This window comes from Winogradskyella flava (assembly GCF_014243395.1).
GTDB lineage: Bacteria > Bacteroidota > Bacteroidia > Flavobacteriales > Flavobacteriaceae > Winogradskyella > Winogradskyella flava.
In genome coordinates this window covers 1,131,711-1,148,296 of sequence record NZ_JACLCP010000001.1, presented here as the reverse complement: position 1 = coordinate 1,148,296, position 16,586 = coordinate 1,131,711, and the positions used below count along the sequence as shown (strand labels likewise).

Below are 16,586 nucleotides of genomic sequence, written 5' to 3'. Positions count from 1 at the left end.
TCTGTTGTTGCCAAAACTTATTCTAGGTTTGATGACTTTACTTTTATTTTTGTTGGAGGAATCTCAGAAATCTGAATATCCTTTTCTGCCACTTTATTGATAATGGATGACTCCATTTTTAAGCGCATTAATTTTGAGCGCCCGTCTACAAAAGCCGATCTTAATTCCTTTACTTCATTTGTGAGTTTTGCGATTTCATGCACCTTTTTATCTGCACTATGCGAACTAGCAATCATCACAATGGCCAGAAACGAAATAAAAATGATGATGCGCCAATTTTTAAACGAATCATCACTGATTAGAAATTTTCCACGTAATATGCTGTAGATGTTTTTCTTCATACTTTTTCAGCGATACGAAGCTTTGCGCTCCGCGCTCTATTGTTCATTTTAATTTCTGATTCTGACGGTACTATTAAACCTCCTACTTTTTTTAATGGCACTTCAAAATTCCCAAATACATCGCGCTCCGGCTCACCTTCAAATAATCCGTTTCTAATAAAACGCTTTACCAATCTATCCTCGAGTGAGTGATAAGAGATAAAGCTCAATCTCCCTCCAACTTCTAGTATTTCTGGTATTTGCAACAAAAGCTCTTTCAGCACTTCAATTTCTTGATTCACTTCTATTCGAATAGCTTGATAGATTTGCGCCAAAACCTTATTTTCCTTTCTATGATTTAAAAAGCGTTTTAATACCTCTTTTAATTGCTCACTTGTTTCTATTGGTTGCGTTTTTCGTTCCGAAACTATAACTCTTGCCATAGCTGGTGCTTGCCTTAACTCACCATACTGCAACAAAACCGCTCTTAGCTGTTCTTCTTCATACTCATTGACCACCTCGAATGCAGATAACTTGCTATCTTGATTCATTCGCATATCGAGTTTTGCTTCGAAACGTGTTGAAAAACCACGCTCTGCAACATCAAATTGATGCGAGGAAACTCCAAAGTCGGCCAAAACGCCATCAACAGCCTTGACACCATAAAATCTTAAGAACCTTTTTATATATCTGAAATTCTCATTGATGAGAACAAATCGATCATCTTCTATGGTATTAGCTAAAGCATCCTTATCCTGATCGAAAGCATACAATTTTCCATTTGGTCCAAGTCGCGATAAAATCGCTCTACTGTGCCCTCCACCGCCAAACGTCACATCAACATAAATTCCATCTGGCTTTATACTTAAACCATCAACCGTTTCTTTAAGCAGTACTGCATTATGATACTCCATTGTCATCATCCTCTTGTCCCATAACCTCCTCAGCTAAATCCGCAAAATCAGAAGCAGCATCGTCAATAGCCTGTTCATACTTTTCTTTATCCCAAATCTCAATAATGTTGACAGCAGAAGCCAAAACCACTTCCTTCTTTATACCTGAAAAACCTATGAGATCTTTTGGTATGAGCAAACGGCCTGCGTTGTCAACTTCCACCACTTTCACACCAGCCGTAAAACGTCTTATGAAGTCATTGTTTTTTTTCTTAAACCGATTAAGCTTGTTCACTTTAGCCATTAACGTATTCCATTCTGACATCGGGTAAAGCTCTAAACATGACTGAAACACAGCACGTTTCAACACAAAACCATCTTGTAGAGCAGCAGATAACTGCTTTTTCAGTACAGCAGGAATCATCAGTCTGCCTTTGACATCTGCCTTACACTCGTATGTTCCTATAAATGAATTCAACGCGATTGGTTTCCCACTTAAACGATTAAGATTCAAATATATTGAAAATTTTACCACATTTTACCACAGTCTCCCACTTTTGTTGATAAGTTTTGCCGGTATAATTTTAAGACGCTTTCTGAGCGTAGTGAGGCTGTAGCCTGAAACTAAATCAGCTAAGTGGTAATTATTAACAGATTTGTTTTCAGATCTAGAAGAATAAAATCAGTACAAATGCATTAATTCGATTATATTAAAAAGGGTTTAGCTACATGTCTTTTGTAAAAACCAAATTTTGTCCCTTAAGCCTGCGAGATTGAGTTTTACATAAGTAGTCTTTTCATTAGCGCATAATTTTTTCCCATTTTATTCTTATGAATTTATAAATGAAAAAAATCATGTACTTTTGTTTTTAACACTAAGCACTGACTTTATAAATGGCACACCTTTTAAAAAAAGAAAAGGATTATAGATATATTGAAGTAGGAGAAGGCACACCAATCATAGTGCTTCATGGTTTAATGGGCGGATTGAGCAATTTTGATGCCGTTACGAATTTCTTTGGAAGCAACGGATATAAGGTAGTTATACCCGAGCTACCGATCTACACTATGTCACTAATAAAAACCAACGTTAAGAGTTTTGCCAATTACCTCAAGGACTTTATTGAATTTAAAGGTTTTAAGGAGGTCATTCTTTTAGGAAACTCTCTAGGAGGACATATTGGTTTGTATCACACAAAACTTTATCCCCAAAAGATTAAAGGGCTTATCATTACCGGGAGTTCTGGACTTTATGAGAGTGCCATGGGAGGTGGTTACACCAAGCGTAGTGACTATGAAGTAATAAAGAAAAAAGCTCAGGACGTGTTTTATGACCCAGCCGTTGCCACTAAAGAGATTGTTGATGAAGTTTACGAAACCGTAAATGATCGCAATAAGCTCATAAAAACTTTAGCTATTGCCAAAAGTGCTATTAGACATAATATGGCTAAAGATTTGCCTAAAATGACTACACCGACTTGTATTATTTGGGGAAAAAATGATAATGTAACACCTCCAGAAGTCGCAGAGGAGTTTCATGAGCTTTTACCTGATTCTGATTTATTTTGGATTGATAAATGTGGCCATGCTGCTATGATGGAACACCCCGAAGAATTCAATAAAATTTTGAATGGTTGGTTAGAAAAACGCGGTCTCTAAACCTTTAATCTAAAAGACTCCTACTTTCCTAGGACGTGTCATGAAAATAAAGTCTGCTGAATTTGTAATGAGTAATTCTGATGTGGCAAAATGCCCTAAGAATCCTATTCCTGAATATGCGTTTATTGGCCGTAGTAATGTTGGAAAATCCTCATTAATCAACATGCTTACTGACCGGAAGAGTTTGGCAAAAACATCTGGTCGTCCTGGCAAGACGCAACTCATTAATCATTTTATCATTAATGACCATTGGTTTCTAGTGGATTTACCTGGCTATGGCTATGCTCGTGTTTCCAAGACCTCTAAAAAGAAATTCCAGAAGTTCATCACCAACTATTTTGAACAACGTCAGCAACTTGTTTCAGCTTTCGTATTGGTAGACATAAGGCATAAACCTCAGCCGATAGATTTAGAGTTTATGCAGTATCTAGGTGAAAGTGGCATTCCTTTTGGCATTATTTTCACAAAGGCAGATAAATTAAAACCAAAAGCCATTGAAAGACAAGTTGAGGACTATTGCCAAGAACTATTGAAAACTTGGGAAGAATTACCACCATATTTTGTGACATCTTCGAGCAAGAAAATTGGACAGGAAGATGTATTGAATTTTATTGAAGCTACTAATGAAGAAATAGAACAGTTGAGAAATCAATGAATCTATCTTAATCCAAGTGAACAAACTAAAAATTAAATAGATGATTATAAAAAAAGCAACCTATTTACTGCTCTTTCTATCTCTATCACTTCACTCAAATGCTCAACAAAAAATTCATATTGATGAGAAAGGAGATACTATTAGTGAAACCTATTTCCAAAATAAATGGAGAAATCCAGATTTAAGCTTATCTAGATGGGATTCCTTAGGAGAAAACAATAAGCGATACTGTAAACTTAAAAAAGAATTATTCCTTAAAGGCACGATAGATTATTCTATTATTAAGAAAGAATTGGAGAAAATAATCTCAACTAATATACCGGACTCATCAACCATACTAATATCATATTATTTCAAAGATGATTTGTGCACATCTGCACAAAACAATAAGTGGACAAAAGAGGAAATCAAACAACGTAAAGATTTCCTAAATCCAATAAAAGAAAGCTTAAATGAAAAAGGCATTGTTTTTCTCTGTTTGTTCGAAAAAGATATGACACTAAAGAATAAACCAAAGAAATCCACCGAATACTTTTTCTTAGATGAGTACAATTATTTTAGGTCTAATTTATTTTCAAATCCTACTTTATGTGGCTCAAAGGGCATTATAATACCAAATGGACAAACCTTAATCAGGAATGGAGAATATAGAGCAGACTGGATGGCGAAAAGTCTAGAGCCGGAAATATGGTCACAATTTTTTAAACGTAGCGAAGACATTAAGGTTTCCGAAAAGTCTAGGTTTTAACGTCCAACGCATCACGTAAAGCATTACCTACTAGCATAAACGCCATGACCAATAGCATAATGCATATTCCTGGAATTAGGGCTAAATAAGGCTTTCCCAGAATAATATAATTATAATGGTCTTTTATCATTGCGCCCCAACTTGCCATAGGCGGCTGTGCACCAATACCCAAAAAGCTCAATCCACTTTCTATCAAAATAGCAGCGGCAAAATTAGCTGCTGATATTACAATTAAAGGCCCAAAAATATTTGGTAAAATATGTTTTGTGATAATTCTATAGTCATTATAGCCTAATGCTCTTGCGGCTGTAACATACTGCATTTCTTTTGCGCTAATAATCTGCCCTCTAACAACTCTTGCCACTTCGACCCACATGGTTAAACCAACCGCAATAAACACCTGCCAAAACCCCTTACCAAGAGCTAAAGTAATAGCAATTACTAACAATAAAGTAGGAATAGACCAAGTGACATTGATAATCCACATAATAACTGCATCTACTTTCCCACCATAATAACCTGCTAAACTGCCCATGATCAGGCCTACGATTAATGAAATAAATATCGCAACAAATCCAATAAAAAAGGAAATACGAGAACCTATTAAAATTCGGCTTAAATAGTCTCTGCCATATTTATCAGTCCCAAACACAAAGTGTCGATTATCAACAAAACTTTGATAATCTGAATTTGAAAATTTACTCAATGCAACCTGCTTTTCTAAACCTTTCAAGCTATCGGAAGCATATTCAACATAATGCAAAACATCACCTTTAACCTCATATGAAGCTAAGGGTATTTCTGTATCTGTATTCTCTTTTCCGAAGAATAATTTTGACAGAAAATCTTGATTGGACTTTATTCCAGATGGAATGGTTAGCATTTGCACCTCAAATCCTGGCGATTTAGAATGTATAGATAAATGCATTTGATTGGCATTTTTAGAGGCATCTGGCGCAAACAGATAAGCAAAAATTGATATGACTCCAATACATATGATGATGCTCAAACTAAAAACGCCCCAAAAGTTTTTTTTAAACTTTTGAAGCGCTAAGCTTGTTAGTGAATTGTTTGAGTGAGTCATCGATGACAATTTATGAATTTAATTACATCTTGACCAAGCTCGATGCTAATAAAAATCACTTTAATTCTTCACACCAGCCACTTTATTTTTTATAGCATAGGTCATCTTTAAATCGTGAAGTACATTTAAGGCTTCCTCTATATAGACATCCTTAGCTAGGCTTTTATGCCAACGATTTCGTTTCTCCTTTAAAACAGAATCCTGCTCCATTAGCTGAATCTCGTATGGCAATGAATTGAACGTTAAATCTGTTTTATATTCGGAGAGTTTTTCAAAACGTTTTGCCTCCTCCTCATTAAGTTCCATCTCTTTCTTATATTCATTGTAATTTAAAGAGTAAAGTTCGCGATCTCTTATTTTCTTTACCCATCTTGCATTGGCATCAATTAACTTTAACTGCTCATTTGCAGCCATACGAGCTTTACTTTTCTCTATGGTTGTATCATAATCAAAGTAATTTCCCCAGAGTTCGTAATCCACGGCACCAATTTTATCCCATGGCAATGGATTCTCCTGATCTTTCTCACCGATGTTAATATAACTGTAACGGTCTGGAACAACCACATCGCTCTTTACACCTTCAAGTTGTGTTGACCCTCCATCAACTCTATAGAATTTTTGAGTAGTAAACTTTAATGCTCCCATATCGCCATTGGAGTTATTGCGCACTAGTCGATTTAAGTCCAATACATTTTGTACAGTACCTTTGCCGTAGGTTTGTTTACTTCCAATGATGATAGCTCTTTTATAATCTTGCATTGCAGCAGCCAGAATTTCAGATGCTGAAGCAGACAGTTCATTAACTAAAATGACCAAAGGCCCATCCCAAATAATAGATTTGTCTTTATCTTTTAATACCTCTTTAGGTTCTCCTGTAGTCTTAACTTGCACTATTGGCCCTTCTTCTATAAACAAGCCTGCTATGTCCACAACAGTCTGAAGCGACCCACCGCCATTATTTCTTAGATCTAAAACCAAACCTTCAACACCTTCATCTTTAAGACGAATAATTTCTTGTTTAATGTCGGATGCTGCATTTCGCTTATTGTAATCCTCGAAGTTAATATAGAATTTCGGTAAATTAATAACACCAAATTTCTTGTCATCTTTAATAACGGTCGATGATTTAGCATAGGTCTCTTCGAGCTCCACAATATCTCTTGTAATAAAAATATCTTCGATAGTACCGTCCACTTTTTTAAGTGTCAACACCACTGTAGTTCCTTTTGGGCCTTTTATAAGTTTAATGGCGTCATCCAGTCGCATACCTACGATGTTAACAGGCTCCTTTTCCTTTTCTTGTCTCACCTTGAGGATTTGATCTCCCACCTCTAGCTCATTCGCTCTCCAAGCAGGACCTCCACTAATAATTTCATTTACTAGGATCGCATCCATTCGCTTTTGCAATCTTGCTCCTATACCTTCAAAATTTCCTGACATCGCGACGTCGAAACGATCCTTGTCTTCTGGCGCAAAATAGAATGTATGTGGATCGAATTCCTCAACTATGGCATTAATATAAACGGCAAACCAATCCTTGCGCTGTCTATCATCAATAAAGTCATACAATTCATCAAGCGAACGTTTAGTTGCCTCTCTAGCTTCCTTTTCAATCTGATTTAATGACTTCTTTTCATTATTGTTTTTAGGTTTTTCATTCTGGGCAGAAAATACACTTTCAGGAAGATCGTTAGTTTCCAAATCTGCTTTACGTTGCGAGATGGCATCATCGTAATTAGCAATCGTAGAAAATTTCAACTGTTGTCTCCATCGCTCTTTCATTTCACGCTTGCTCTTTACGTAATCAAGGCTCTCGTAGTCTGCTGAATATTCCTCTTTCTTATTAAAATCGAAAGGTTCGCTCAGAATATCATTATATACCTTTTTAGATTCTTCGATACGCTGCAATAAACGCTCGTGCGTTAAATTGAAAAATGCTACGTCGTAAGCCTTGATCTGATCGTCTAGTTGTGTTTTATAGGCTTCAAATTCCTTTATGTCAGATTCGTAGAAGTAACGTTTAAACGGATCTAGTTGCGTCAAATAGTCTTCGAAAACATTTTCCGAAAAAGCATCATTTATATCCTGTGGATTAAAATGTCCATTACTAAGGACATAGGTAATCAATTCTATTAATGTTTTATCCTTGTCAGGGTTGTCAAACGTTTTACTCGTAAAGCTGCATGAGGCAAATGCAATCAATAATGCCAATAACAAAAACTTATAATTCCCTTTCATTGTCTATATATTTTGTTTGTTTTAAGTAGGTTCTGAATTTTTCACTAAAATAGAAGAAAAAACCGTGCCATAAAAAATAGAGACAATAATTTTTTGTTAAAGCTACAATTACACGACATTCTTATGCTTTTTAGTATTTTTACGTTATTAATAGAATCCACTTTTTATGGCTAAGCGTCCTTTGATTTTAGTGACTAACGATGATGGCATCACCGCACCTGGAATTAGAACCTTAATTACAGTAATGCGAAACATTGGAGATGTTGTCGTTGTTGCGCCAGACAGCCCACAAAGCGCCATGGGACACGCCATTACAGTGAACTCTACATTATACCTAGAAAAGGTGAATATTGATGGAAAACAACCAGAATATAGTTGCTCCGGAACACCTGCAGATTGTGTAAAACTTGCCGTAAGGGAAATATTAGAGCGAAAACCGGACATTTGCGTGTCCGGAATAAATCATGGTTCAAATTCATCTATAAATGTGATATACTCCGGCACTATGAGCGCTGCATTAGAAGCCGGTATTGAGGGTATACCTGCTATTGGTTTTTCACTTTTAGACTATAATTGGAATGCCAACTTTGAACATTGTAAGCCTTTTGTAGAGACCATAACCAGACAGGTTTTGGAACATGGCCTTTCTGATGGCGTAGTGTTAAACGTTAATTTACCAAATTTGAAGCAATCCGATATAAAGGGTATTAAAATTTGCCGACAAGCACGTGCTAATTGGGTAGAGGAATTTGATAAACGCACCAATCCAATGGGCCGTGATTATTACTGGCTAGCCGGAAAATTTGTTAATTTAGATGGTGGAGAAGATACAGATGAATGGGCTTTGGAGCATGGCTATGTTTCAGTGGTACCTGTTCAGTTTGACTTGACGGCACATCATGCTATTCAAAACTTAAATACCTGGAAATTAAATGACTAGAAAAGACATACTCATAGGATTTATAATTGGGCTTATAGCCACCGTATTCGGGCTCATATTCGCCATTCAAATTTTTGGAAAGTCTGATGATTGGGGCGAAGTTGTAAGACGTGCGATTTCCGAGGGCTTTTTGACCAAGCTAATGAGTATTGGCGCACTACTAAATCTTGGTGCCTTTTTTCTTTTTCTTAAAAAGAATCAAGACAATAGAGCCAAAGGCGTTTTAATTGCTACTATTTTAGTTTTTATAGGGACCATGGTCATAAAATTCATGAATTAGAATGAGGTACTATATCATTGCCGGCGAAGCTTCAGGTGATCTGCATGGATCCAATCTCATGAAAGCTTTGTTAAACGAAGATAGTGAAGCCCAAATAAGATTTTGGGGCGGTGATTTAATGCAATCTGTTGATGGTGAACTCGTCATGCATTATAAGGAACGTCAATTTATGGGTTTTGCCGAAGTGATCTTTAATCTCAGAAAAATCTTCGGTCATATAAAATTCTGTAAAAGTGATATAGAAAAATTTGTTCCAGATGTCATCATTTTCATCGATAATTCTGGATTTAACCTTAGAATCGCCAAATGGGCAAAGGAGAAACATTTCAAAACCCACTATTATATTTCACCTCAAGTTTGGGCTTCTAGAGCTGGTCGTGTTGAAAAAATAAAGCGGGATATCGATGCTATGTACTGTATTCTTCCTTTTGAAAAGGAATTTTACAAAAAACACAATTACGACGTGCACTTTGTTGGTCATCCATTAATTGATGCCATTGCAGATCGGCATCAGATAAATGAGAGCGAATTCCGCCAACAGCATCAATTAAGCACAAAACCCATCATTGCACTTTTACCGGGAAGCAGAAAACAAGAAATTACAAAAATGCTAGGTGTTATGCTTAGTTTGGTTGATGATTTTGAGAATTACCAATTTGTCATTGCTGGCGCTCCGAGTCAGGATTTTGAGTTTTATGAAAGGTTCATTACAAAGAATAATGTCAATTTTATTTCGAACAAAACCTATGACCTTTTAAGTATTTCTTATGCAGCTTTGGTAACCTCAGGTACTGCAACTTTGGAAACCGCTTTGTATAAAGTACCGCAAGTTGTTTGCTATAAAGCCAATGCGATATCTTACCAGATTGCCAAACGGATTATCACTTTGAAGTTTATTTCTTTGGTTAACTTAATTATGGATCGTGAAGTGGTTACAGAGCTTATCCAAGGGGACCTAAATAAAAAACGTCTAAAAGAAGAATTAGGCGCCATTTTACAATCGGGAAAACGAGAACAACTGTTTCTTGATTATTTTGAATTGGAGAAAAAATTAGGCGGAAAAGGTGCGAGCAAGACAACGGCTCAATTAATTTACAAAGCCATAAAATAAATTTAAATAGCCTTAATATTTTCTCCTATCATCGTAATCAATAAGCAACACGGTGCTGTGAAGAAGTGGTTAATAACTAAATAACGGCCTATCGAAAACCAATATCTTTTTTCCTATTTTTCCGATCTAAACCTACTTCGTAATACATGAAAAAACTATTACCATTTCTATTTCTGGCAATTTTATTAAGTAATTGCAAATCCAAAAAAGCCTATTCTAGCAATAAACAACAGAGCCCGACCATTGAAGTTAATACTCGTACAAAAGCATCCGAAGAGGCTGAAACCATTGCCGATTATGCCAAGAAGTTTGATGGCACCAAATATAAATATGGTGGCACCACAAAACGTGGTATGGATTGTTCTGGTTTAATATATACTAGTTTTAAAGATAACAATGTAAATATACCACGAACTACATCCGACCTAAAAAGCTATGGTGATTGGGTAGATTTAAAAGATGTCAATGTTGGTGATTTGGTGTTTTTTGCTACTAAAAAAAATAGCAGAAAGGTCAATCATGTTGGCCTAGTCACTAGGATAAGACCTGGCAATATTGAATTTATACATGCATCCAGCAGTCGTGGCGTGATGATTTCTTCTTTAGCAGAAAAGTATTGGTATTTTGCTTTTGTGCAAGCACGTAGAGTATTATAACAATTTTCTATATTAGTAACTCATTATCATGAAGTTACTAAATTTCACCATATTCAAACTGACCATTTGTCTAATCATCGGTATTGTACTGGCGCATTATATTGAGCTCGACTTTAGCCTTACGCCCTATAGTACAATACTATTAATTATTCTTCTTGGTATCTATTGGCTAATTCTTAGGCAAAAAATAAATCGTTCTCCATATTTTGCACTATTGGCTTACCTCTGTATGACGAGCATTGGCCTTAATACCTATAATATTCAGAATGAAAAGCTACAACCTGATCATTATAGTAATCTCACTCAAAATGTGACTCACAATACGTTAATCCTAAAGGTCAAAGAGCGTCTCAAACCTGATGCTTATAATGACAAGTATATCATGTCAGTACTATCATTTAATGAGAAAGTATCATCAGGCAAATTATTAGTCAACCTAAAACGAGATAGTCTTACCGAAAGCCTAGATGTTGATGCAATTCTATTTACATCGTCAGAATTAGAGAACATTCAACAACCATTGAATCCGCATCAGTTCGACTATTCAAAATATTTAGAATTACAACAAGTACATCATCAATTGTACATAGAAAAAGATAAATTCAGAATAGTTTCTAACTCCAAAACATCTGCCTATGGCTATGCTGATCAGTTAAGAAAGACCATCAATGAACGATTAATTTCAGCAGGTTTCAAAGATGATGTCTTAAGTATTATGAACGCTTTGTTATTAGGTCAACGACAAACTATTGATACAACCATTTACAATAATTATGTAAATTCTGGGACCATACATATACTAGCAGTTTCTGGATTACATGTTGGGATCATACTGTGGATGCTAAATTTCTTGTTCAGACCTTTGCTCCATCTCAAATATGGCAATTATATTAGACCAATAGTTTTGGTAGCCATACTTTGGTCCTTTGCAGTAATTGCAGGTTTGTCGCCCTCTGTTACACGTGCGGTAACCATGTTTAGTATTATCAGTATTGCCATGCATCTAAAACGACCAGCTAACATTTACAATACCTTAGCGATTTCGGCTTTTTTAATACTTCTATTTAAGCCAACCTATTTATTTGCTGTTGGTTTTCAGATGAGCTATTTGGCGGTTTTGGGTATTGTTAGCATACAACCCATACTTTATAAGTTTTGGAAACCAAAATATTTGATTCCTGACAAGCTTTGGCAAATCTTTACCGTAACTCTAGCCGCTCAGATTGGAGTTGTTCCAATCAGCCTGTTCTATTTTCATCAGTTCCCAGGTTTATTCTTTATTTCGAATTTGGTAGTGATTCCATTTTTAGGACTGATTCTAGGATTTGGACTTCTTGTCATTGTCCTAGCCTTATTAAATTTGCTCAACAATGTTATCGTAACTGCCTATAGTTTTGTTATCGAAAGCCTAAACGGTTTCATTGCTTGGGTTGCCCAGTTTGAAGCGTTTCTGTTTCGTGATATTCCATTTACGTTGCTACAAGTCATTTGCGTTTATTTTATAATTATCGTGCTGCTACAGATCTACGCTAATAAATCTTTTAAATGGATAGTATTTACCCTGATTGGAATCATGGCTTTTCAAGGTACTTTTATATATAATGACTTTACAAATAAAGATGATGCGTTTATAGTTTTTAATAAGAGTCGATACTCCATAATTGGCCTAAAACATAACGACAAGCTTGTCGTGCATCATAATCTAGATTCTACCAAGCAAGCTAATGATAATATTATAAGAAATTATAAGGTTGGGGAAATGCTTGGTCCCATCGAATCCGATAGTTTACAGCATGCTTATCAGTGCAGAGACAAAACCATATTGGTAGTGGATAGCCTAGGCGTTTATAAAAGTTTAACCGTAAAGCCTAATTTTGTTTTACTTCGAAATTCGCCAAGAATTAATCTCAATCGTTTAATTGACTCCTTGCATCCTGAAAAAATCATTGCCGATGCCAGTAATTACAAGTCTTATGTAAAACGTTGGAAAGCGAGTTCTAGAGCTAAAAAAATCCCTTTCCATTATACCAATGAAAAGGGTGCTTTTATACTTAGGTAAAATATTCCGTTAGACTCTATTCTTTAAACTCAGGCTTAAAGGATTTGAAATATTCATTAAATTGCTCTTGAGTTGTCATCTCTTTGTATTTATCTGTTTTAAATAACTTTAAATACAACTCTAACTGTCGTGGCTTGCGGTAGCCACTTATTGGCGCTATCAATTTAGCTTCTTCATCAAAAAACGCCAATGTTGGATATCCGCTTACTTTAAGATACCTTGTAAACTCATGGGAACTATTACGTCGATTTGCCTTTGCAGCATCATAATTCGGGTTTGTAAATGTTTTCTCATCAAAGGTTATCTCATCATTACCCTCCGCATTAAACTTCACCGCATAAAAATGTTCATTTATATAATTTACTACATCTTCATTATGAAATGTGTTTTTATCTAACATTTTGCATGGACCACACCAGTTGGTATAGACATCCATGATGATTTTTTTAGGCTCTTTTTTCTGAAGTTCAACAGCTTCTTCAATAGTCACCCAATTGATTTCATTTTCTGGTGTTTCATTGACTTTTTGAAAAGACATAAGCGTTCCAAACGCAATAAAGGCTATTATATAATGTAATTTCTTCATGTTTGATTTGTTGCAATTCTTGTGCCTAACTTACAAAAAATGCTCCTTTTAAGGAGCATTTTTATGTTATTTTAACGGTTTTACTAGCGTACACCGTGCATTAATTTTTTAATAACAGGTTGCATGACTAAGGCAAATACGGCCAATACTAATGAAATAATGGTAAGCATCCAGAAGAAATAGCTTATACCATTCTCATTTGCAATCTTATCAACATTTTCGCCAAATATTCCAGCAAGTTTCATTCCTATTGCAACTGCTAAATAATAAACACCAAACATAAAAGCTATCATTCTAGCTGGTGATAGTTTGCTTACCAAAGACAGTGCTACTGGCGAAATACACAATTCTCCTAATGTATGAAATAAGTAGACCAATATTAACCAAATCATACTTACAGAAGCTGTTTTTGCACCTGCTTCAATACCACTTGCGCCAAAGGCCACACAAGCCATTCCTAAACCTAATAAAAATAGTCCTATTGCATATTTCATATTAGCCGTTGGATTATACTTACTCTCCCACCATCTTGAAAACAATGGAGCAAACGTGATAATAAATAATGAATTTAATATTCCGAACCAAGATGCTGGCACTTCTGTTAGTGGTGTTGTGTTTTTCTCAATCATTAATGACTCTCTAAAACCATCAGACAATGATAAAAATCCAGCCTGATACCATTCATTGATTAACATCCAGAGTGTTATCGCCCAAATCATAACAAAACTTACTGAGAGGATAATATTTGCTAAGGAATATTGTCTAAATGTTCTCTTAAACAATTGCAGTAATACCCAGTTAATAATAACCAAAGGTACAACACAGACTAATGTATTTACTATCAAAAACGTTAGACTAGCATTACCTGTCAAAACCCTATTTGTATAATCATTGGCAAAAATTGTAAGTGTTCCTGGCGATTGCTCAAACACTGCCCAAAAGAATATAATTAGAAATGAGAAAAATGCAATAGCAATCATTTTATCTCGAGTAATTTTAGAATACTTTGTCAAGCGATATATTAGTAGAAAAATAAAAATCAGCAGTGCTGATAAAATTGCAAAATCGTTACCACCAAGACCTAAAATTTCAAAATCGAATATATTAAAGTCTCCTCCAGAAATTTTAGAGGCTGGAGAATTTATTAACCAAGCCAAACCTAACAAACTTGAAACTGCGATTAGCACTAATTGCCATTTAGAGAAAGGATTACGTTTATCAGTGTCATCTTGCAACTGTGCAGCTTTAGACTCTGCAGTTGGTTTCAAACCAATATCTCCAAAAATATTTTGAGAGAACCAAAATTGCAATAAACCAAAAAGCATAAATATTCCTGCTAACCCAAACCCTATACTCCACCCTACTTTTTCACCCAAGTAACCACACAGTAAAATACCAAGAAATGCACCAGCATTGACTCCCATATAAAAAATGGTATAAGCTCCATCCTTTTTCTTTTCATGGTTTTTATACATTTCTGAAATAATCGAAGTCATATTGGGCTTAAAAAAACCACTTCCAAACACTAGAAATGTTAATCCTAGATAAATAAAGAACTGTGTCTCTAAGGCCATACAAGCATGTCCTAAAGTCATTAATAAAGCCCCAACAGCCACGGCATAGCGATAACCAATCTTTTTATCAGCAAAATATCCTCCTAACATAGTCGATAAATAGACTAAGCCCGTATAAGTTCCGAACAAAGCCATAGCATGTTCTCTAGGCCAACCCCATCCTTCATCCATTATAGAAGCCGTAAAAAATAGCACTAAAAGCGCACGCATACCGTAATAAGAGAAACGCTCCCACATTTCTGTAAAAAAGAGGACAAATAAGCCCGAAGGGTGACCCAAAACAGGATGCTCAAAAAAATGATCTGTAGAAGATTCTGTATTCATAATAGTTAGTTTAGTTAGAAAAGAGAAACCCTTGTTTAGTTAAAACAAGGGCTATAATAAGATTAATTATCTGCTAATTCGAAACCTTCAGCTTCTTTAGTACTATAATCAACTTCATTATCTTCAGCACCATGAGTAAGCACTTTCAATTTCTTAAAGAAGATAAATACCAAAGCAGCAAAACCAATGCAAAAAATAGCTATTCCTGTAAACACTTTAAACTCACCAAATACTGATGAAGATTCACCAAGTAAACCCGCAGCTTTATTTCCTAATCCTGTAGTAGCGAAATAAATTCCCATCATAATAGATGCATATTTTGCTGGAGCTAGTTTTGTAACAAAAGATAATGACACTGGCGATAAACATAACTCTCCGATGGTATGAAATAAATAAGCCAAGACCAACCAATACATAGCAGATGTTCCTGCATTATCGTATTCTGAGGCTGCTGCTGACATAAATAAGAATCCTATACCTGTAATACCCAAACCAATTATCATCTTAAACAAAGAGGATGCTTCAGTCCCCTTTAATTTACGTTTAGCCCAAAATGCTGCTATCCCAACGCCTAGAGTTATTATAAAAAAGGAATTTAACGACTGGAACCAAGTTGCTGGCACTTCCCATCCCATTAGCATTCTATTAGTCTTCTCTTTAGCATAAATGTTCATTAAGCCTCCGGCCTGTTCAAAAGCTGCAAAAAATGCTATAATTAATAAGAATGAGATCAATAATACGATTACTCTATCTTTCTCAATTTTGTTAAGTGGTCTTTTGTATGCTTCTTGATCTTCTACCTTATCAGATTTACCTAAGTAATTTCCAACATGCACAAGATATTTTTGCCCAGCTAAAAATTGAATTAAGCCCAACACCATTAATATTCCTGCCAATCCGAATCCATAATGCCACCCATGAACCTCACCTACATAACCTACTACTAATCCAGATAGGAAAGCACCAATGTTTATACCTATGTAAAATATTGTAAACCCTTTATCTCTTCTAACATCACCTTTTTTGTAAAGCCCACCTACCATAGTAGAAATATTAGGTTTTAAACAGCCTACTCCAAGAATAATAAAAGCTAAACCTGTATAAAAAGCCCACATAGCCTCTATGGCTAAAACACTATGTCCTATAACTAAAAGTATTGCTCCAAGAATAACAGATTTTTTTTGCCCCAAAAACTTATCAGCTAAAATTCCTCCTGGAATGGACATTATATAAACCAACGCAGTATACCATCCGTAAAGGGCCAAAGCTTCACCCTGAGTCCACCCAACACCTGGGTTTACATCTGTAGTCTTGGATGTTAAGTATAGCACTAATAATGCTCTCATCCCATAATATGAGAAACGCTCCCACATTTCTGTAAAGAAAAGCACATATAATCCTACTGGATGCCCAAAAAGTTCCTTTTCATGTGGTTGTTTAATTGCTGTTGACATATGAT

General features: G+C 35.5%; 16 protein-coding genes. 8 read left to right on the top strand and 8 right to left on the bottom strand.

The window, feature by feature from the left end; genetic code table 11:
- Window positions 1–17 precede the first annotated feature (17 nt).
- From H7F21_RS05075 to mraZ, 3 genes are read right to left on the bottom strand one after another with little or no spacing between them, the layout of a single operon-like run.
- Window positions 18–341 carry an FtsL-like putative cell division protein gene (locus tag H7F21_RS05075; RefSeq protein ID WP_185788128.1) on the bottom strand — a complete coding sequence of 108 codons (324 nt, stop codon included), beginning with the start codon at window positions 339–341 and terminating at the stop codon, window positions 18–20.
- Window positions 338–1,234 carry a 16S rRNA (cytosine(1402)-N(4))-methyltransferase RsmH gene (gene rsmH, locus H7F21_RS05070; protein ID WP_185788127.1) on the bottom strand — a complete coding sequence of 299 codons (897 nt, stop codon included), beginning with the start codon at window positions 1,232–1,234 and terminating at the stop codon, window positions 338–340. Before rsmH ends, H7F21_RS05075 begins: the two co-directional genes overlap by 4 nt.
- Window positions 1,221–1,691 carry a division/cell wall cluster transcriptional repressor MraZ gene (gene mraZ / locus H7F21_RS05065; RefSeq protein ID WP_185788126.1) on the bottom strand — a complete coding sequence of 157 codons (471 nt, stop codon included), beginning with the start codon at window positions 1,689–1,691 and terminating at the stop codon, window positions 1,221–1,223. Before mraZ ends, rsmH begins: the two co-directional genes overlap by 14 nt.
- A 416-nt stretch (window positions 1,692–2,107) precedes the next feature.
- On the opposite strand from mraZ, the gene H7F21_RS05060 reads away from it, so the two are divergent.
- Genes H7F21_RS05060 through H7F21_RS05050 form a run of 3 tightly spaced genes read left to right on the top strand, consistent with a single transcriptional unit; the run spans window position 2,108 to window position 4,275 of the window.
- On the top strand, window positions 2,108–2,872 hold the full coding sequence (locus H7F21_RS05060; RefSeq protein ID WP_185788125.1) for an alpha/beta fold hydrolase: 765 nt from the start codon (window positions 2,108–2,110) through the stop codon (window positions 2,870–2,872).
- A 40-nt stretch (window positions 2,873–2,912) separates the two neighbouring features.
- Window positions 2,913–3,527 carry a ribosome biogenesis GTP-binding protein YihA/YsxC gene (gene yihA / locus H7F21_RS05055; protein ID WP_185788124.1) on the top strand — a complete coding sequence of 205 codons (615 nt, stop codon included), beginning with the start codon at window positions 2,913–2,915 and terminating at the stop codon, window positions 3,525–3,527.
- 40 nt (window positions 3,528–3,567) lie between these two features.
- Window positions 3,568–4,275, top strand: coding sequence for a hypothetical protein (locus H7F21_RS05050; protein WP_185788123.1), 708 nt, complete (start codon window positions 3,568–3,570; stop codon window positions 4,273–4,275).
- Here the strand turns inward: H7F21_RS05050 and H7F21_RS05045 are convergent.
- Both H7F21_RS05045 and H7F21_RS05040 read right to left on the bottom strand, forming a co-directional pair.
- Window positions 4,265–5,359, bottom strand: a complete 1,095-nt coding sequence (locus H7F21_RS05045) for an ABC transporter permease (RefSeq protein ID WP_185788122.1) — start codon at window positions 5,357–5,359, stop codon at window positions 4,265–4,267. The genes H7F21_RS05050 and H7F21_RS05045 overlap by 11 nt on opposite strands.
- A gap of 60 nt (window positions 5,360–5,419) precedes the next feature.
- Window positions 5,420–7,597, bottom strand: coding sequence for a carboxy terminal-processing peptidase (locus tag H7F21_RS05040; protein ID WP_185788121.1), 2,178 nt, complete (start codon window positions 7,595–7,597; stop codon window positions 5,420–5,422).
- 166 nt (window positions 7,598–7,763) lie between these two features.
- Here H7F21_RS05040 and surE point away from each other — a divergent pair, with 166 nt between their 5' ends.
- The 5 genes from surE (at window position 7,764) to H7F21_RS05015 (ending at window position 12,643) form a co-directional block, all read left to right on the top strand.
- Complete coding sequence (gene surE, locus H7F21_RS05035; RefSeq protein ID WP_185788120.1) at window positions 7,764–8,537, top strand: 5'/3'-nucleotidase SurE; 774 nt, start codon at window positions 7,764–7,766, stop codon at window positions 8,535–8,537.
- Window positions 8,530–8,817 (top strand): hypothetical protein, encoded by a 288-nt coding sequence (locus tag H7F21_RS05030; RefSeq protein WP_185788119.1) that lies wholly within the window; start codon window positions 8,530–8,532, stop codon window positions 8,815–8,817. The genes surE and H7F21_RS05030 overlap by 8 nt, the downstream gene beginning before the upstream one ends.
- 1 nt (window position 8,818) lies before the next feature.
- Window positions 8,819–9,928, top strand: a complete 1,110-nt coding sequence (lpxB, locus tag H7F21_RS05025) for a lipid-A-disaccharide synthase (protein ID WP_185788118.1) — start codon at window positions 8,819–8,821, stop codon at window positions 9,926–9,928.
- A 146-nt stretch (window positions 9,929–10,074) separates the two neighbouring features.
- Window positions 10,075–10,584: a C40 family peptidase gene (locus H7F21_RS05020; protein ID WP_185788117.1), complete on the top strand. Its 510-nt coding sequence runs from the start codon at window positions 10,075–10,077 to the stop codon at window positions 10,582–10,584.
- A gap of 28 nt (window positions 10,585–10,612) precedes the next feature.
- Window positions 10,613–12,643 (top strand): ComEC/Rec2 family competence protein, encoded by a 2,031-nt coding sequence (locus H7F21_RS05015; protein WP_185788116.1) that lies wholly within the window; start codon window positions 10,613–10,615, stop codon window positions 12,641–12,643.
- Between the two features lie 16 nt (window positions 12,644–12,659).
- Here H7F21_RS05015 and H7F21_RS05010 read toward each other — a convergent pair whose 3' ends face one another.
- The 3 genes from H7F21_RS05010 to H7F21_RS05000 all read right to left on the bottom strand — a co-directional run bounded on the left by H7F21_RS05010 (window position 12,660) and on the right by H7F21_RS05000 (window position 16,581).
- Complete coding sequence (locus H7F21_RS05010) at window positions 12,660–13,229, bottom strand: thioredoxin family protein (protein ID WP_185788115.1); 570 nt, start codon at window positions 13,227–13,229, stop codon at window positions 12,660–12,662.
- 83 nt (window positions 13,230–13,312) lie between these two features.
- Window positions 13,313–15,127: a peptide MFS transporter gene (locus H7F21_RS05005; RefSeq protein WP_185788114.1), complete on the bottom strand. Its 1,815-nt coding sequence runs from the start codon at window positions 15,125–15,127 to the stop codon at window positions 13,313–13,315.
- Between the two features lie 62 nt (window positions 15,128–15,189).
- Window positions 15,190–16,581, bottom strand: coding sequence for a peptide MFS transporter (locus tag H7F21_RS05000; RefSeq protein WP_185788113.1), 1,392 nt, complete (start codon window positions 16,579–16,581; stop codon window positions 15,190–15,192).
- Between the last annotated feature and the right edge of the window lie 5 nt (window positions 16,582–16,586).